This window comes from Streptomyces sp. NPDC058955 (genome assembly GCF_042741435.1).
Lineage (GTDB): Bacteria > Actinomycetota > Actinomycetes > Streptomycetales > Streptomycetaceae > Streptomyces.
Genome location: NZ_JBHYKM010000003.1, coordinates 1 through 16,423 on the forward strand (window position 1 = coordinate 1; position 16,423 = coordinate 16,423).

Here is a 16,423-nt window from a genome sequence, read left to right on the forward strand (position 1 = left end):
AACAGCTCGATCCGGTCCCACATCGCATCAGTGATTACTAACCGGACGGACACATCCGATCAACCGACCAGCCGATCAAAGAGACACGCTCTAGGTCGTCGTGCCCTGGGACGGGCGGTGCCGCGCACGAAGGGGCGTGGGGGCGGACAGCGGACATGTGCGTATGTGCGTATGTGCGTACGTGCGCGCGTGGAGGGCGGTGGGTGCGGGAGGAGTCGCCGACGGCGCTACGGGCGGCCGAGCCGGTACGCGCACCGGGCGCCCGTCCGGGTGGCGCCCCGGCCCGCCGGAGGACGGCGGAGGCGCCGCGCGCCTGGTGGGCCGCGGGGCGCCTCTGGGGCGACGGTCCGGGGCCGGGGCCAAAAGCCGCGGGCCGGGGCCAGGGCCGGGGGCCAGGGCCGCGGGCCGGGGCTGCGGGCCTAGGGGGTCGGAGGGGCCGGGCGCCGGGGCGGGGAGTCTGGGGGGGGCGGGCCAAGAGTCGGGGCGGCCAGGGGCCGGAGTGCCGGCCGAGGGGCGGGGCGGGCCGTACGCCCAGGGGTAGGGGTGGCTGGAAGGCAGGGCCGGGCCGGCCGGGGGGCGGGGGCCGTTGACGGGGTTGGGGCGCTGCGGCGTGTGCTGGGGGCTGTGGGGGCTTCGGCTGCGCCGGGCGCGGGCGTGGCGGCGAATGCCAGGGCTGGACGTTGCTCCTCACCGGCCCCGGTCGGCGTCGGATGCACCGCCTGTGTGCGGCCTGTCGTCGGAGTGGCTGCTGTCGGGCGGGAGGGCGTTCGGCCGCGGCCTGGGCGGAGAGGGGGTGCGGCTTCGGGAGGAGGGGGTGGGGGTGGGGGTCCTTCTTGGGGTGGAGAGGGGTCACCGTGTGCATTGCTTGCGCAACTCGCGGTGAGTTTGTTACGGGGTCCATGTGAGCCCGCGCATAGGACGCAGGTCACTTACGAAGCTTCGTAGTGGAGGGTTCGGGGGCGGTTCGGGGCGGGGCGAATCGGGGCAGGGGGCTTGTTCCGGGCGCGTACACGGGTCCCTGATCCACTACCCGGGATCGTACGTCACACCTTTGCCACGCGATTTTGCTGCCGCTAAGAATTGCCCCCGTCGCCGCCGAGCAGGCGCAGCGCCGCCCCGGCCCAGCGACCCCCAGCGATTCGAAGAGGTAGTCCTGCATGTCTCAGAACACCCCTGGCCACAGTCGTGGTCTGAAGAAGACCCACAAGGCCACGATCGCCGGCGTCGCCGCCCTGGGCGCTGCCGCCCTCACCCTCTCCCTCGTGCCGGGCAACGGCTCCACGGAGACCGAGCCGCAGGCGCTGAACACGACCCAGCAGGTCGCGTGGTCCTATGACGCGAGCAGCCCGCAGGCGAAGGCGCTGGCCGCGAGCGTGACCGACCAGCACACCACCATCGGTCTGAAGGCCAAGCAGGACGCCGAGGCGAAGGCCAAGGCGCAGGCGGCGGCCAAGGCGAAGGCCACGAAGGCCAAGGCCGCCGCGAAGGCGAAGGCCGACGCCGCCGCGAAGAAGCGGGCCGCCGAGGCGAAGGCCGCGGCGAAGGCGAAGGCCGCCGCGAAGAAGCGCGCCGCGCAGAAGACGGCCGCGAGCCGCTCCGTCACCCGGACGCCGGTCTTCGCGAACAACCTCGACGGCTGGATCCGCGAGGCGCTGTACATCATGGACAAGCACAACATCCCGGGCACGTACAACGGCCTGCACAAGAACATCATGCGCGAGTCCAGCGGCAACCCGTACGCGATCAACAACTGGGACATCAACGCCATCAACGGCGTCCCGTCCAAGGGTCTGCTGCAGGTCATCTACCCGACCTTCAAGGCGTACCACGTGCCGGGCACCAAGTTCGACCAGTACGACCCGGTCGCCAACATCGTCGCCGCCGCCAACTACGCGGCCGACCGTTACGGCTCGATCGACAACGTCAACAGCGCGTACTGAGTCGCCTCGACGACGCCGAAGGGCGGCACCCCGTGCGGGGTGCCGCCCTTCGGCGCGTGCCGTGCGGTCGCTACTTGCGCATGACCTCGGGCTCGTGGCGGCGCAGCAGGCGCGCGACCAGGACGCCGAGGACGACGGTCATGAACAGCAGCACGCCGATGTTGAAGCTCCACTGGCCGACGCTGTGCTCCCACAGGGGGTCCAGGTCGGTGGGGTTCTTCGGGTCCCACGGCGCCATCAGGTGCGCGAGGTCGAGGGTGGTGCCGGCGCCGGCGATGGCCCAGCGGGAGGGCATGAGCCAGGCGAACTGCTCCAGGCCGGGCGAGCCGAAGACCTTGAAGAGGATGCCGGTGAAGACGACCTGGACGATCGCGAACATGACCAGCAGCGGCATGGTCTTCTCGGCGGTCTTCACCAGCGCGGAGATGACCAGGCCGACCATCATCGAGGTGAGGCCGAGCGCGATGACGGTGAGGCAGAGCTCGACGGCCGGCGGCATGAGCAGGCCCTCGGCGGGCAGCTCGCGGATGGCGAAGCCGATGGCGCAGAGGATGACGCCCTGGAAGGCCGTGATGACGCCGAGGACGATCACCTTGGACATCAGGTACGCGGAGCGGGACAGGCCGGTGGCGCGCTCCCGTTCGTAGATGACCCGTTCCTTGATCAGTTCTCGGACCGAGTTGGCCGCGCCGGAGAAGCACATGCCGACCGTGAGGATCAGCATGATGATGCCGGCGTCGCCGTTGAAGCGGGACGGCGGCGTGGGCGGGGCCAGGCCGAAGTCGGCGGGGATGACGACGGAGACCGAGCCGATGACCGCCGGGAGGATCACCATGAGGGCGAGGAAGCCCTTGTCGGAGACGATCACCGAGGTGTAGCGGCGGATCAGGGTCCACAGCTGGGAGCCCCAGCCCTGCGGCTTGGGCGGGCGGGACATCGCCTGCTGCGGCATGTGGACGGGCTGGGCGGCGACGGCGTCGATGTCGGCGGCGTACAGCTGGTAGTGCTGCGAGCCCTTCCAGCGGCCGGCCCAGTCGTAGTCGCGGTAGTTCTCGAAGGCGGAGAAGACGTCGGCCCAGGAGGAGTAGCCGAAGAAGTTCAGCGCCTCGTCCGGCGGGCCGAAGTACGCGACGGAGCCGCCGGGCGCCATCACGAGGAGCTTGTCGCAGAGGGCCAGCTCGGCGACGGAGTGGGTGACGACGAGGACCGTGCGGCCGTCGTCGGCGAGGCCGCGGAGCAGCTGCATGACGTCGCGGTCCATGCCCGGGTCGAGGCCGGAGGTCGGCTCGTCCAGGAAGATCAGCGACGGCTTCGTCAGCAGCTCCAGGGCGACCGAGACGCGCTTGCGCTGGCCGCCGGAGAGGGAGGTGACCTTCTTCTCCTTGTGGATGTCGAGCTTGAGCTCGCGCAGCACCTCGTCGATCCGGGCCTCGCGCTCGGCGGTCGCGGTGTCGCCGGGGAAGCGGAGCTTGGCGGCGTACCGGAGGGCCTTCTGGACGGTCAGCTCCTTGTGCAGGATGTCGTCCTGCGGGACCAGACCGATGCGCTGGCGCAGCTCGGCGAACTGCTTGTAGAGGCTGCGGTTGTCGTAGAGGACGTCACCCTGGTCGGCGGGCCGGTAGCCGGTGAGCGCCTTGAGGAGGGTGGACTTGCCGGAGCCGGAGGGGCCGATGACGCCGATGAGCGACTTCTCGGGGACGCCGAAGGAGACGTCCTTGAGGATCTGCTTGCCGCCGTCGACGGTGACGGTGAGGTGGCGGGCCGAGAAGGAGACCGAGCCGGTGTCGACGAACTCTTCCAGCTGGCCGCCGACGATCCGGAAGGTGGAGTGGCCGACGCCGACGATGTCCTGCGGGCCGAGGAGGGCGCTGCCGCCCTTGGGGATCGGCTGGCCGTTGACGTAGGTGCCGTTGTGCGAGCCGAGGTCGCGGATCTCCATGCGGCCGTCGGGCGTGGCGTGGAACTCGGCGTGGTGGCGCGAGACCTGGAGGTCGGAGACGACCAGTTCGTTCTCGAGCGCACGGCCGATGCGCATCACGTGCCCGAGGGCGAGCTGGTGGAAGGTGGTCGGGCTGCGGTCGGAGTAGGCCGACGACGCCCCCGCGGCGCCGTTGGTCTTCTGGGCGAGCTGCTCGACCGGACCGCCGCCCTGGTGGGGCACCTGCGGCGGGACGTGGCCGCCGTGCTGCGGGGCGGGCTGCTGCCAGCCGCCGTGCTGGGGCGGCGGGGCGTCGTGGGTGGCCCACTCGGCCTGCGGTCCGGCCTGCTGCTGCGCGTGGTGGGCCGGGGCGGCGCCCTGCTGTCCCGCGTGGGCCTGCTGTCCCGCGTGCGCGGCCTGTCCGGCGTGCGCGGCGGCGAGGTTCAGGCGCGGGCCGTCCGTCGGGTTGCCGAGGTGGACGGCGGTGCCGGGGCCGATCTCCAGCTGCTGGAGCCGCTGCCCCGCGACGAAGGTGCCGTTGGTGGAGCCGTGGTCCTCGATGACCCAGCTCCGGCCGTTCCAGCTGATCGTGGCGTGCCGCCACGAGACCCTGGCGTCGTCGATGACCAGGTCCCCCTGGGGGTCGCGCCCCAGGGTGTACGACCGGGACGGCTCCAGCGTCCAGGTCCTGCCGTTGAGTTCGAGTACGAGTTCTGGCACTCCATGCCCCACTGTGTGTCCCCCGATGCACCCCCGTCACGGGGGCCCTAGGGATGGCGAATCATCCTGGGGAACTATTTCAGGCCGGGTCCCCGATCCGAAAGTCGGGCGGCGTGAAGACCCGGCGGAGGGCCGTCGGGGCCGTGCGGGCCGGGCTGGTCCGGACGGGTGTCCGGTACGCGGGACGGGGCGTCGGGTGGCACCGGGTGCCCGATACGGTGGAAGCACCATGAGCGCATCGCAGACACCGGACGTTCCCGCCGTTCCCGCCGCGGACGTGCCCACGCTTCTCGTCAAGATCTTCGGAAAGGACCGGCCCGGGATCACCGCCGGTCTCTTCGACACCCTGGCCGCCTTCTCCGTGGACGTCGTCGACATCGAGCAGGTCGTGTCGCGCGGCCGGCTGGTGCTGTGCGCGCTGGTCACCGAGCCGACCGTCGCCACCCAGGGCGAGCTGCGCGCCACCGTGCACAGCTGGGCCGAGTCCCTGAAGCTGCAGGCCGAGATCATCTCGGGCACCGGTGACAACCGGCCGCGCGGTGAGGGCCGCTCGCACGTGACGGTGCTCGGGCACCCGCTGACGGCCGAGCAGACGGCGGCCATAACGGCCAGGATCGCCGGTTCGGGCGGCAACATCGACCGTATCTTCCGGCTGGCGAAGTACCCGGTGACGGCGGTCGAGTTCGCCGTCTCGGGCTGTGCGACGGAGGCGCTGCGGACGGCGCTGGCGACCGAGGCGCACACGATCGGCGTGGACGTGGCGGTGGTCTCGGCCGGGCTGCACCGGCGGGCGCAGCGGCTGGTCGTGATGGACGTGGACTCGACGCTGATCCAGGACGAGGTCATCGAGCTCTTCGCGGCGCACGCGGGGTGCGAGGAGAAGGTCGCCGAGGTGACGGCGGCGGCGATGCGGGGCGAGCTGGACTTCGAGCAGTCGCTGCACGCGCGCGTGGCACTCCTGGAGGGCCTGGACGCGTCGGTGGTGGACAAGGTGCGGTCCGAGGTGCGGCTCACGCCGGGCGCGCGGACCCTGATCCGTACGCTGAAGCGGCTCGGCTACCAGGTGGGTGTGGTCTCGGGTGGCTTCACGCAGGTCACCGACGATCTGAAGGAGCGGCTGGGGCTCGACTTCGCCCAGGCCAACACCCTGGAGATCGTGGACGGGAAGCTGACCGGCCGGGTGACGGGCGAGATCGTGGACCGGGCGGGCAAGGCGCGGCTGCTGCGCCGGTTCGCGGCGGAGGCCGGGGTGCCGCTGGCGCAGACGGTGGCGATCGGCGACGGCGCCAACGACCTGGACATGCTGAACGCGGCGGGGCTCGGGGTGGCGTTCAACGCCAAGCCCGTGGTGCGCGAGGCGGCCCACACGGCGGTGAACGTGCCGTTCCTCGACACGGTGCTGTACCTGCTCGGGATCACCCGCGAGGAGGTCGAGGCGGCGGACGTCGGCGAGGAGTCCCCGGAGCACTGACGGTCCGTCCGGGCCGTCGCGTAACGGAAGGGCCCGGCCGTCGCGAGGACGGCCGGGCCCTTTTCGCGTGCCCGCCCACCGGTCGGCCGGACCGGGGTGGCGCGAGGCCGGCCGGCGGGCTCGTACGCGGGGCGTGCGGGCGCGCGGACCGGCGTGCGGGCCCTCCCGGCGGCGGGCGGTGGCCGCGTGGTCGTGCGGGCGCGCGCCTGGGGCGTGCGGGCGCGCGCGGCGCGTACGGGCGCGGCGGTGGGACCCGGGTCAGTCGTGGGGGGTCCAGAAGTCGACGAGGCGGCCGACGCCGTGCTCGACGGACTTCCAGGTGCCGGTGAAGGTGAGGACGGCGAAGGCGGCGGTGGGGTAGCCGCTGCGGTTCATCCGGGCGTAGGCGTCGCCCTCCGCGTCGCCGGCGAGGGCCTCGGCCAGGGCGTGCATGCCGGGGTTGTGGCCGATGACGAGGACGTCGGACACGTCTTCCGGGACCTCGTTGAGCAGGGCGATGAGCTCGCCGAGCGACGCCTCGTAGATCCGCTCCTCGTAGACCGTCCTCGGGCGCTCGGGCAGCTCGTGGACGGCGAGCTTCCACGTCTCGCGGGTGCGGGCGGCGGTCGAGCAGAGGGCCAGGTCGAAGCGGATGCCGGACTGGGCGAGCTTGCGGCCCGCCACGGGGGCGTCCTTGCGGCCGCGCTCGGCGAGCGGGCGCTCGTGGTCGGTCTCCTGGCCCCAGTCTGCCTTCGCGTGCCGGAGCAGCACGATCGTGCGGGTTGATTCGACGCTCATGGTCCACAGCTTGGCACGGATCCGCCCGTCCTGACTCAGAGAGCGAGGGTTTGCCCGATCAGCTGGAGGAACCGCCCGATCCCGTCGTCCCCGCCCGCCGCGGCGGCCTCGGCGGGCCCGGTGACGAGCAGCAGGAGGACGGTGAAGGCGGCCACCGGGAGGGCGAGGGCCCACCAGGGCAGCCGGGTGTCGACGCCGGTCGGCGTAGTCCGGTCGCCGGTGCGGGTGAGGGCCGCCATGGCCGCCTCCGTGGTGGGTACCCCGGGACGCGGTCCTCGGGGGAGGTGGGTGCCGCGGAACCGCGGTGTGTCTCCACCGTAGGGAGCGCGGGGGCCGCGGCCCATCCGGTGATCCACCCACTCGCCCCTGAGACTTTCCCCTAGGGGATGCCGGGGGTTGTCCCTACCCCCGGGCCGGTGCGGGGCCCCGGGCCGAGGCGGGCCGGGTCAGGGGGAGGCGATCGAGGCGATGACGGCGATGACGACCGTGATGCCGAGCATCGCGCCGAGCACGACGAGCAGCTTCTTCTGGCCGCCCTGGGGATTGGGTTCGAGAACGGGCATGGGCCCAGTCTCGCATCTCAGGATTCGTCCTCGACCGTCCGGTCCCGTCCGGCGAGCGAGCCCACGATCATCTGCGGCACCATCAGCCCGCCCATGAGGGCGATCGGCACGCCCCAGCCGCCGCTGTGCTGGTAGAGCACGCCGACGAGGAGGGGGCCCGGGATGGAGATCAGATAGCCGACGCACTGGGCGAAGGCGGAGAGCCGGACGACGCCGGTGCCGGTGCGCGAGCGCAGGCCGATCATGGTGAGGGCGAGCGGGAAGGCGCAGTTGGAGATGCCGAGGAGCACCGCCCAGACCCAGGCGCCGGCGGCGGGGGCGAGGAACAGGCCGGTGTAGCCGACCAGGCCGCAGGTGCCGAGGGCGACGACGATCGGGCCCTGGTGGCGCATGCGGGTGGCGAGGCGCGGGATGACGAAGGCGAGCGGGACGCCCATGACCATGGTGACCGCGAGCAGGACGCCCGCGGTGGAGGCGGGGACGCCTGCGTCGCGGAAGATCTGCGGCATCCAGCCCATGGTGATGTACGCGCCGGTGGCCTGGAGGCCGAAGAAGCAGGCGAGGGCCCAGGCGGTACGGCTGCGGTGCATCGGGCGCGGCGCGGCGGCCGGGGCGGCGGGGGCGGCGTTCGGGGCGGCCGGGGCGGCCGGTTCCGTACGGGAGGTGCCGGTGCGGTCCTTGACGAGCGGGAGCCAGGGCAGGACGGCGAGGGCGGCGAGGACCGCCCAGACGCCGAGGCCGAGGCGCCAGTCGCCGTCGAGGGCGTCGGTCATGGGGACGGTCAGGGCGGCGGCGAGCGAGGTGCCGAGCGCCAGGGCCATCGAGTACAGCCCGGTCATGCTGCCGATGCGGTCGGGGAAGTACCGCTTGACGATCACCGGCATGAGGACGTTGCTGACGGCGATGCCCATGAGGGCGAGGGCGCTGGCGGCGAGGAAGGCTGCGGTGCCGGTCGCGAGGGGGCGCAGCAGCAGGCCGGCGAGGATGGCGGCCATGCCGGCGCAGACGACGGCGGCGGGGCCGAAGCGGCGGGCCAGGCGCGGGGCGGCGATGCCGAAGATCGCGAAGCAGAGCGGGGGCACGGAGGTGAGGACGCCGGCCACGGTGCCGCTCATGTGGAGGCCGGCGCTGACCTCTTCGAGGAGGGCGCCGAGGCTGGTGATCGCGGGGCGCAGGTTGAGCGCGGCGAGGACGAGTCCGACGGAGACGAGGCCGAGGGTCCAGCGGCCGGCGCGGGCGCCGTCCCGGGTCGGCAGGGGGTGTTCCGGAGCGGGGGCCGGCCGGGTGGCGGCGGGTTCGAGGGTCTTCGGCTCGTCTGACATGGAGCCATCATAGAATCATGGGATGATTGGTTGTCCAATCTCGAACCACATCTCGCACCACATCTCGCACCACATCTCGAACCCCACCCCTCCCCCACCGGAAGGCGAGTCCCCATGGCCCTCGGGCACCCCCGGCGCACCGGTCTGACCGACCAGGTGATCGCCGAGCTGCGGAACCAGATCACCTCCGGCGAGTGGCCGGTCGGCTCGCGGATCCCGACCGAGCCCGAGCTGGTCGAGCAGCTGGGCGTGGCCCGCAACACGGTCCGCGAGGCGGTCCGCGCCCTGGCCCACAACGGGCTGCTCGACATCCGGCAGGGCTCCGGCACCTATGTGGCGGCGACGAGCGAGCTGGCCGGGGTGATGCACCGGCGGTTCGCGGGCTCCGATCCGCGGCACGTGGCGGAGCTGCGCTCCACGCTGGAGTCGGCCGCCGCGCGGTTCGCGGCGCTGCGGCGCTCGGAGCGGGACCTGAAGCAGCTGGACGCGCTGCTGGTCCGGCGCGAGGAGGCGTGGGAGTCGGGCGACGCGGAGCGGTTCGTGACGGTGGACTCGGCCTTCCACCACGCGGTGGTGGCGGCGTCCGGCAACGAGGTGCTGACCGAGCTCTACGCGGACCTGGGCGACCTCCTGCGGGAGTGGCTGCGCGGCGACGTGGGGCAGGTGCTGCGGCCGGAGAACCACATGGACCACGCGCGCCTGGTGGACGCGATCCGGAGCGGGGACGCGGAGCGGGCGGCGGAGGAGGCGGCCGGCTATCCGTTCATGTGCCTGGGCGGCCGGAAGGAGCAGGATCCGCCGCCGGTTCGTGGGTGACCCACGCGGAGCGGACCTCCTTCCAGCAGCGGGCCGTGACGGTCGCGTGGTCGGCGGGGGCGACGTCCACGGGCGCGCTGTCGGTGTCCAGGTCCCACCAGGGGTCGCACTCGACGTGGAGCCGTATCCGGTCGGTCCGCGGATAGGGGTTCCGGCAGTGGGTGGTGACCCGGCTGCCCTCGACGACCGTGTGGCAGGAGGAGCCGAAGTCCTCCGGGCCGTCGGCGGCCGGGGCGGCCCGGACGGCCGCGGCGGGTTCCTCGGCGGGGGCGGGGGCCGCGTGGACCTCCGCGGCGACGGCGGTCCCGAGAAGCAGGGCGGCGACCGAGGCGTAGGCGGCGAAGCCGCGGTGGAGCGCGCGCATGCCCGTACCTCCTCCCCGTGAGTAGCCGGAACGACACGCTCCGACCAGTCTGCGGTGATCCGCCGGACTTTTCGAGTCGGGGCCCCGGCCGGAACGGTGTGCGGGCGGTCAGGCGCCGATCGCGTGCAGGCCGCCGTCGACGTGGACGATCTCGCCGGTGGTCTTCGGGAACCAGTCGGAGAGCAGCGCGACGATGGCGCGGCCGGCCGGCTCCGGGTCGGAGAGGTCCCACTCCAGCGGGGAGCGGCTGTCCCAGACCTTCGCCAGCTCGCCGAAGCCCGGGATGGACTTCGCGGCCATGGAGCCGAGCGGGCCGGCGGAGACCAGGTTGCAGCGGATGTTCTGCTTGCCGAGGTCGCGCGCCATGTAGCGGCTGGTGGCCTCCAGGGCGGCCTTGGCCGGGCCCATCCAGTCGTACTGCGGCCAGGCGAACTTCGCGTCGAAGGTGAGGCCGACGACCGAGCCGCCCTCGCTCATCAGCGGCAGCAGCGCCATGGTCAGGGACTTCAGGGAGAAGGCCGAGACGTGCATGGCCGTGGAGACGGACTCGAACGGCGTGTTGAGGAAGTTGCCGCCCAGCGCGTCCTGCGGCGCGAAGCCGATGGAGTGCACGACGCCGTCGATGCGGTCGCCGAGGTGCTCGCGGACCTGGCCCTCCAGGCGGGCGAGGTGCTCGTCGTTGGAGACGTCGAGCTCCAGGACCTTGACCTTCTCCGGGTGGGGGAGCTTCTTGGCGATGCGCTCGGTCAGCGTGGGCCGGGGCCAGGCGGTGAGGATGATCTCCGCGCCCTGCTCCTGGGCCAGCTTCGCGGCGTGGAAGGCGATGGAGGACTCCATCAGCACACCGGTGATGAGGATCTTCTTGCCCTCGAGGATTCCAGCCATGATCAGTGACCCATTCCCAGTCCGCCGTCAACCGGGATGACGGCTCCAGTGATGTACGAGGCGTCGTCGGAGGCGAGGAATCGCACGGTCGCGGCGATCTCCTCCGGCTGCGCGTAGCGGCCGAGCGGGACCTGCGACACGATGCCCGCGCGCTGCTCGTCGGTGAGCGCGGCGGTCATGTCGGTGTCGACGAAGCCGGGCGCGACGACGTTGAAGGTGATGTTCCGCGAGCCGAGCTCACGGGCGAGCGAGCGGGCGAAGCCCACCAGGCCGGCCTTGGAGGCGGCGTAGTTGGCCTGGCCGGCGGAGCCGAGCAGACCGACGACCGAGGAGATCAGGACGACGCGGCCCTTCTTGGCCCGGAGCATGCCGCGGTTGGCGCGCTTCACGACCCGGAAGGTGCCGGTGAGGTTGGTGTCGAGGACGGACGTGAAGTCCTCCTCGGACATGCGCATGAGGAGCTGGTCCTTCGTCACGCCGGCGTTGGCCACGAGGACCTCGACCGGGCCGTGCTTCTCCTCGATCTCCTTGTACGCCTGCTCCACCTGCTCGCCGTCGGTGATGTCGCACCGGACGGCCAGGCAGCCCAGCCCGGCGAGCTCGGCCGGCGGCTCGCCCGACCGGTAGGTGTACGCGACCTTGTCGCCCGCCTCGGCGAACGCGCGGGCGATGGCGAGGCCGATGCCCCGGTTTCCTCCGGTGACGAGAACCGAGCGGCTCAACGGATCACCCTTTCGATCAGCGGTCAGGTACCTCGAAAATCTATCGGTCCGTCCCGCGATCCGCGGAATCGGGCCCTGACAGTGGCGTACGGATGTCACTGTCGGGTCCCTACAGAAATCCCTGGGCATCCCGACCCAAAGCGCGACATGATCGGGACGACCGGTCGCACACGACAGGAGACAGCTGTGCCAACTGAGGCCCATTCCATCGATCCGGCCTTCACGGCCCTGCCGCTGAGGGCGCTCGCCGACGCGGCGCTCGCGCGGGCGCGGGCGCTCGGCGCCGAGCACGCCGACTTCCGGCTCGAACGGGTGCGGTCCGCCGCCTGGCGGCTGCGGGACGCCAAGCCGGCCGGTTCCTCGGACACCACCGACCTCGGGTACGCGGTGCGGGTGGTGCACGGCGGGGCCTGGGGCTTCGCCTCCGGGGTCGATCTGACCATGGACGGGGCCGCGCGGGTCGCCTCGCAGGCCGTGGCCATGGCGCAGCTGTCGGCGCGGGTCATCGCGGCGGCCGGGTCGGACGAGCGGGTGGAGCTCGCGCCGGAGCCGGTGCACGCGGACAAGGTGTGGATCTCCTCGTACGAGATCGACCCGTTCTCCGTCCCGGCCGAGGAGAAGAGCGCGCTGCTCGCCGACTGGTCGACGCGGCTGCTGCGGGCCGACGGGGTGGCGCACGTGGACGCCTCGCTGCTCACGGTCTTCGAGAACAAGTTCTACGCGGACACGGCGGGCACCGTCACCACCCAGCAGCGGGTGCGGCTGCACCCGCAGCTCACCGCGACCGCGGTGGACGGCACGACCGGCGAGTTCGACTCGATGCGGACGATCGCGCCGCCGGTCGGGCGGGGCTGGGAGTACCTGACCGGGACCGGCTGGGACTGGGACAGGGAGCTGGAGGAGATCCCGGAGCTGCTCGCCGAGAAGATGCGGGCGCCGAGCGTCGAGGCCGGCCGGTACGACCTGGTCGTCGACCCGTCCAACCTGTGGCTGACGATCCACGAGTCGATCGGCCACGCCACCGAGCTGGACCGGGCGCTGGGGTACGAGGCGGCCTACGCGGGCACCTCCTTCGCCACCTTCGACCAGCTGGGCAAGCTGGCGTACGGCTCCTCGGTGATGAACGTGACCGGCGACCGCACGGCCGAGCACGGGCTCGCGACGATCGGGTACGACGACGAGGGCGTCGAGGCGCAGTCCTGGGACCTGGTGAAGGACGGCACGCTCGTCGGCTACCAGACGGACCGGCGGATCGCGGGGCTCACCGGCCTGGGGCGGTCCAACGGCTGCGCGTTCGCGGACTCCCCCGGGCACGTGCCGGTGCAGCGGATGGCGAACGTGTCGCTCCGGCCCGACCCGGGCGGCCTGTCGACGGAGGACCTGATCGGCGGCGTCGAGCGGGGCATCTACGTGGTCGGCGACCGGTCCTGGTCGATCGACATGCAGCGGTACAACTTCCAGTTCACCGGGCAGCGCTTCTTCCGCATCGAGAACGGCCGGCTGGCCGGCCAGCTGCGGGACGTGGCGTACCAGGCCACCACCACCGACTTCTGGGGCTCGATGGAGCAGGTCGGCGGCCCGCAGACGTACGTCCTCGGCGGCGCCTTCAACTGCGGCAAGGCCCAGCCGGGCCAGGTCGCGGCCGTCTCCCACGGCTGCCCCTCCGCCCTCTTCCGGGGCGTCAACATTCTGAACACGACGCAGGAGGCCGGTCGATGAGCCGCGTCAGCAAGCCGTACGAGATCGTCGAGCGGGCCCTTGAGCTGTCCCGCGCGGACGGGTGTGTCGTCATCGCGGACGAGGAGTCCTCGGCCAACCTGCGCTGGGCGGGCAACGCGCTCACCACCAACGGCGTGACCCGGGGCCGCACCCTCACCGTGATCGCGACGGTGGACGGCTCCGAGGGCACCGCCTCCGGTGTGGTCTCCCGGTCCGCGGTGACCGCGGAGGACCTGGAGCCGCTGGTCCGGGCAGCCGAGGCGGCGGCGCGGGCGGCCGGGCCCGCCGAGGACGCGCAGCCGCTGGTGGCGGGCGTGCCCGCGTCCCCCGACTTCACCGACGCGCCCGCCGAGACCTCCTCCGCCGTCTTCGCCGACTTCGCGCCGGCGCTCGGCGAGGCGTTCGCCCGCGCGCGGGCCGGCGGCCGGGAGCTGTACGGCTTCGCCAACCACGAGCTGACCTCCACCTACCTGGGCACGTCGACCGGGCTGCGGCTGCGGCACGACCAGCCCAACGGCACCCTGGAGCTCAACGCCAAGTCCCCCGACCGGTCCCGCTCCGCCTGGGCCGGGCGCTCCACCCGGGACTTCAAGGACGTGGACCCGGCGGCGCTCGACGCCGAGCTGGCCGTCCGGCTGGGCTGGGCCGAGCGGCGGATCGAGCTGCCGGCCGGGCGGTACGAGACGCTGCTGCCGCCGACCGCCGTGGCCGACCTGCTGATCTACCAGATGTGGTCCTCGACGGCCCGGGACGCGGTGGAGGGCCGTACGGTCTTCTCCCGGCCCGGCGGCGGCACCCGGCTCGGCGAGACCCTCTCGCCGCTGCCGCTGACCCTGCGCAGCGACCCGAACGAGCCGGGCCTGGAGTCCACGCCCTTCGTGATCGCGCACGCCTCCGGCGACGACGAGTCGGTCTTCGACAACGGTCTGCCGGTCGCCCCGGTGGAGTGGATCCGGGCCGGCGCGCTCGACCGCCTGATCACCACCCGGCACACGGCGGGCCTCACCGGCCTGCCGGTGGCGCCCGGGGTGGGGAACCTGATCCTGGACGGCGGCGGCGACCGCTCCCTGGAAGAGATGGTGGCCGCGACCGAGCGCGGGCTGCTGCTGACCTGCCTGTGGTACATCCGCGAGGTGGATCCGGCGACGCTGCTGCTCACCGGCCTGACCCGGGACGGCGTCTACCTCGTCGAGAACGGCGAGGTGGTCGGCGAGGTCAACAACTTCCGGTTCAACGAGTCGCCGGTGGACCTGCTGTCGCGGGCCACCGAGGCGGGCCGGACGGAGCGGACGCTGCCGCGCGAGTGGAGCGACTGGTTCACCCGGGCCGCGATGCCCGCCCTGCGGGTGCCCGACTTCAACATGAGCTCGGTCAGCAAGGGCGTCTGACCCGCCTAGACTGGGCTCTCACCCCGTAACTAGCCAAGGAGACTGACGACCGTGACGGACATCGTCGACGAGCTGAAGTGGCGCGGGCTCTTCGCCCAGTCCACCGACGAGGACGCCCTGCGCAAGGCTCTCGCGGACGGTCCCGTCACGTTCTATTGCGGTTTCGACCCGACCGCGGCCAGTCTCCACGTCGGCCACCTGGTCCAGGTGCTCACCGTCCGCCGGCTCCAGCAGGCCGGTCACCGGCCGCTGGCGCTGGTCGGCGGGGCCACCGGCCAGATCGGTGACCCGCGGCCGACCGCCGAGCGCACCCTGAACGACCCCGAGACGGTCGCGAACTGGGTGAACCGGCTGCGTTCCCAGATCGAGCCCTTCCTCTCCTTCGAGGGGGAGAACGCGGCGGTCATGGTGAACAACCTGGACTGGACCGCCGGGATGTCGGCGATCGAGTTCCTCCGGGACATCGGCAAGCACTTCCGGGTCAACAAGATGCTGACCAAGGACTCCGTCGCCCGCCGGCTGGAGTCCGAGCAGGGCATCAGCTACACCGAGTTCAGCTACCAGCTGCTCCAGGGCATGGACTTCCTGGAGCTGTACCGGCGCTACGGCTGCACGCTCCAGCAAGGCGGCTCGGACCAGTGGGGCAACCTGGTGGCCGGCCTCGACCTGATCCACCGGCTGGAGCCGGGCGCCGAGGTCCACGCCCTCGCGACGCCGCTGATGGTCAAGGCGGACGGCACCAAGTTCGGCAAGACCGAGGGCGGCGCCGTCTGGCTCGACCCGGAGATGACCACGCCGTACGCGTTCTACCAGTTCTGGCTGAACGTGGACGACCGGGACATCTCGACCTACATGCGGATCCTCTCCTTCAAGTCCCGCGAGGAGCTCGAGGAGCTGGAGGCGCAGACCGCCGAGCGGCCGCAGGCGCGGGCCGCCCAGCGCGCGCTCGCCGAGGAGCTGACCACGCTGGTGCACGGCGCCGAGCAGTGCGCGGCCGTCATCGACGCCTCCAAGGCGCTGTTCGGACAGGGCGACCTGGCCGAGTTGGACGAGGCGACGCTGGCCGCCGCGCTCTCCGAGCTGCCGCACGCCCGGGTGACCGAGCTGGGCCAGGTCGTGGACCTGTTCGCCGAGGTCGGCCTGGTGGCGAGCAAGTCGGCCGCGCGGCGCACGGTGAAGGAGGGCGGCGCCTACGTGAACAACGTGAAGGTGACCGCCGAGGACGCCGTCGTCGAGGCCGGCGAGCTGCTGCACGGCCGCTGGCTGGTGCTGCGGCGCGGCAAGAAGAACCTGGCGGCGATCGAGTACGCCGGCTGAGCGACGTCACCGCTTGGAGACGCACCGGAGGCCCGGTACGGCAGTCGCCGTGCCGGGCCTCCCGGCTCTCGGCCGGTGTCAGGCGCGCTGCCGGTTGCCCTTGATCGAGGCCCAGAGCATGTCGCCGACGCCGACCACGGCCACGGCGCCGATGAGCTGGAGCAGGTGACGGGTCCAGTCGATGCCCCTGGTGTCCTCGACGCCGATCCAGCCGGCGACCGCGTTGCCCAGGATGCTGCCCAGAATGCCGAAGATCGTCGTCAGCCACAGCGGGATCTGCTGCTTGCCCGGCAGGATCGCCTTCGCGATCAGACCCAGGACGAAACCGACGATGATCGCCCACAACCAACTCATAGCCGCCTCCTCGTGCGCATGTGGCCCCAGTCTCGGCCCATCGGCCATACGGCGCATGTCGGACGCCGCCGTACGTGCCCCGGTCTCGTCGGCCCGGGACGCCGGGCGTACGGTGGTCCGAGGTCCGGGCCGGGGAGGGTCCGGCGC

15 protein-coding genes are annotated in these 16,423 nt (G+C 72.2%); 6 read left to right on the forward strand and 9 right to left on the reverse strand.

Going from position 1 to position 16,423, the window contains the following annotated elements; all coding sequences use genetic code 11:
• The first annotated feature begins 1,157 nt into the window (after window positions 1-1,157).
• The gene (locus ACFW1I_RS01935) at window positions 1,158-1,940 is read left to right on the forward strand and encodes a transglycosylase SLT domain-containing protein (RefSeq protein ID WP_384665173.1); all 783 of its coding nucleotides are present in this window, start codon (window positions 1,158-1,160) and stop codon (window positions 1,938-1,940) included.
• A 70-nt stretch (window positions 1,941-2,010) separates the two neighbouring features.
• On the opposite strand, the gene ACFW1I_RS01940 is transcribed toward ACFW1I_RS01935, so the two are convergent.
• Window positions 2,011-4,590: an FHA domain-containing protein gene (locus tag ACFW1I_RS01940; protein ID WP_384665174.1), complete on the reverse strand. Its 2,580-nt coding sequence runs from the start codon at window positions 4,588-4,590 to the stop codon at window positions 2,011-2,013.
• A gap of 217 nt (window positions 4,591-4,807) precedes the next feature.
• On the opposite strand from ACFW1I_RS01940, the gene serB reads away from it, so the two are divergent.
• Window positions 4,808-6,049 carry a phosphoserine phosphatase SerB gene (gene serB, locus ACFW1I_RS01945; protein WP_384665176.1) on the forward strand — a complete coding sequence of 414 codons (1,242 nt, stop codon included), beginning with the start codon at window positions 4,808-4,810 and terminating at the stop codon, window positions 6,047-6,049.
• A gap of 258 nt (window positions 6,050-6,307) precedes the next feature.
• On the opposite strand, the gene ACFW1I_RS01950 is transcribed toward serB, so the two are convergent.
• The 4 genes from ACFW1I_RS01950 to ACFW1I_RS01965 all read right to left on the reverse strand — a co-directional run bounded on the left by ACFW1I_RS01950 (window position 6,308) and on the right by ACFW1I_RS01965 (window position 8,711).
• Entirely contained in the window at window positions 6,308-6,826 is a 519-nt protein-coding gene (locus ACFW1I_RS01950; protein WP_384665178.1) for a SixA phosphatase family protein, read from the reverse strand.
• A gap of 35 nt (window positions 6,827-6,861) precedes the next feature.
• Window positions 6,862-7,065 carry a hypothetical protein gene (locus ACFW1I_RS01955; protein WP_384665180.1) on the reverse strand — a complete coding sequence of 68 codons (204 nt, stop codon included), beginning with the start codon at window positions 7,063-7,065 and terminating at the stop codon, window positions 6,862-6,864.
• Between the two features lie 207 nt (window positions 7,066-7,272).
• Entirely contained in the window at window positions 7,273-7,389 is a 117-nt protein-coding gene (locus tag ACFW1I_RS01960) for an SGM_5486 family transporter-associated protein (RefSeq protein ID WP_277349137.1), read from the reverse strand.
• A gap of 17 nt (window positions 7,390-7,406) precedes the next feature.
• Entirely contained in the window at window positions 7,407-8,711 is a 1,305-nt protein-coding gene (locus ACFW1I_RS01965; RefSeq protein WP_384665182.1) for a CynX/NimT family MFS transporter, read from the reverse strand.
• Between the two features lie 114 nt (window positions 8,712-8,825).
• Between ACFW1I_RS01965 and ACFW1I_RS01970 the strand changes: the two genes are divergently transcribed.
• Window positions 8,826-9,527 carry a FadR/GntR family transcriptional regulator gene (locus ACFW1I_RS01970; protein WP_384665184.1) on the forward strand — a complete coding sequence of 234 codons (702 nt, stop codon included), beginning with the start codon at window positions 8,826-8,828 and terminating at the stop codon, window positions 9,525-9,527.
• On the opposite strand, the gene ACFW1I_RS01975 is transcribed toward ACFW1I_RS01970, so the two are convergent.
• From ACFW1I_RS01975 to fabG, 3 genes are all read right to left on the reverse strand, one after another.
• Window positions 9,475-9,891: a hypothetical protein gene (locus ACFW1I_RS01975; protein WP_384665186.1), complete on the reverse strand. Its 417-nt coding sequence runs from the start codon at window positions 9,889-9,891 to the stop codon at window positions 9,475-9,477. The two genes, ACFW1I_RS01970 and ACFW1I_RS01975, sit on opposite strands and share 53 nt — an antisense overlap.
• 108 nt (window positions 9,892-9,999) lie before the next feature.
• On the reverse strand, window positions 10,000-10,776 hold the full coding sequence (fabI, locus tag ACFW1I_RS01980; RefSeq protein WP_351842124.1) for an enoyl-ACP reductase FabI: 777 nt from the start codon (window positions 10,774-10,776) through the stop codon (window positions 10,000-10,002).
• 2 nt (window positions 10,777-10,778) lie between these two features.
• Complete coding sequence (gene fabG / locus ACFW1I_RS01985; protein ID WP_384665189.1) at window positions 10,779-11,498, reverse strand: 3-oxoacyl-[acyl-carrier-protein] reductase; 720 nt, start codon at window positions 11,496-11,498, stop codon at window positions 10,779-10,781.
• Between the two features lie 207 nt (window positions 11,499-11,705).
• On the opposite strand from fabG, the gene ACFW1I_RS01990 reads away from it, so the two are divergent.
• From ACFW1I_RS01990 to tyrS, 3 genes are read left to right on the forward strand one after another with little or no spacing between them, the layout of a single operon-like run.
• Complete coding sequence (locus tag ACFW1I_RS01990; RefSeq protein WP_384665425.1) at window positions 11,706-13,217, forward strand: TldD/PmbA family protein; 1,512 nt, start codon at window positions 11,706-11,708, stop codon at window positions 13,215-13,217.
• Complete coding sequence (locus tag ACFW1I_RS01995) at window positions 13,214-14,605, forward strand: metallopeptidase TldD-related protein (protein WP_384665190.1); 1,392 nt, start codon at window positions 13,214-13,216, stop codon at window positions 14,603-14,605. Before ACFW1I_RS01990 ends, ACFW1I_RS01995 begins: the two co-directional genes overlap by 4 nt.
• A 51-nt stretch (window positions 14,606-14,656) precedes the next feature.
• Window positions 14,657-15,922, forward strand: coding sequence for a tyrosine--tRNA ligase (tyrS, locus tag ACFW1I_RS02000; RefSeq protein WP_384665192.1), 1,266 nt, complete (start codon window positions 14,657-14,659; stop codon window positions 15,920-15,922).
• 78 nt (window positions 15,923-16,000) lie between these two features.
• On the opposite strand, the gene ACFW1I_RS02005 is transcribed toward tyrS, so the two are convergent.
• Entirely contained in the window at window positions 16,001-16,276 is a 276-nt protein-coding gene (locus ACFW1I_RS02005) for a GlsB/YeaQ/YmgE family stress response membrane protein (RefSeq protein ID WP_169086083.1), read from the reverse strand.
• Window positions 16,277-16,423: the final 147 nt, after the last annotated feature.

Bases quoted from the DNA above. Each gene is read 5' to 3' on its own strand.
- ACFW1I_RS01935 (WP_384665173.1), top strand. From the start codon at position 1,158: ATGTCTCAGAACACCCCTGGCCACAGTCGTGGTCTGAAGAAGACCCAC.
- serB (WP_384665176.1), top strand. From the start codon at position 4,808: ATGAGCGCATCGCAGACACCGGACGTTCCCGCCGTTCCCGCCGCGGAC.
- ACFW1I_RS01950 (WP_384665178.1), bottom strand. From the start codon at position 6,826: ATGAGCGTCGAATCAACCCGCACGATCGTGCTGCTCCGGCACGCGAAG.
- ACFW1I_RS01955 (WP_384665180.1), bottom strand. From the start codon at position 7,065: ATGGCGGCCCTCACCCGCACCGGCGACCGGACTACGCCGACCGGCGTC.
- ACFW1I_RS01960 (WP_277349137.1), bottom strand. From the start codon at position 7,389: ATGCCCGTTCTCGAACCCAATCCCCAGGGCGGCCAGAAGAAGCTGCTC.
- ACFW1I_RS01965 (WP_384665182.1), bottom strand. From the start codon at position 8,711: ATGTCAGACGAGCCGAAGACCCTCGAACCCGCCGCCACCCGGCCGGCC.
- ACFW1I_RS01970 (WP_384665184.1), top strand. From the start codon at position 8,826: ATGGCCCTCGGGCACCCCCGGCGCACCGGTCTGACCGACCAGGTGATC.
- ACFW1I_RS01975 (WP_384665186.1), bottom strand. From the start codon at position 9,891: ATGCGCGCGCTCCACCGCGGCTTCGCCGCCTACGCCTCGGTCGCCGCC.
- fabI (WP_351842124.1), bottom strand. From the start codon at position 10,776: ATGGCTGGAATCCTCGAGGGCAAGAAGATCCTCATCACCGGTGTGCTG.
- ACFW1I_RS01995 (WP_384665190.1), top strand. From the start codon at position 13,214: ATGAGCCGCGTCAGCAAGCCGTACGAGATCGTCGAGCGGGCCCTTGAG.
- ACFW1I_RS02005 (WP_169086083.1), bottom strand. From the start codon at position 16,276: ATGAGTTGGTTGTGGGCGATCATCGTCGGTTTCGTCCTGGGTCTGATC.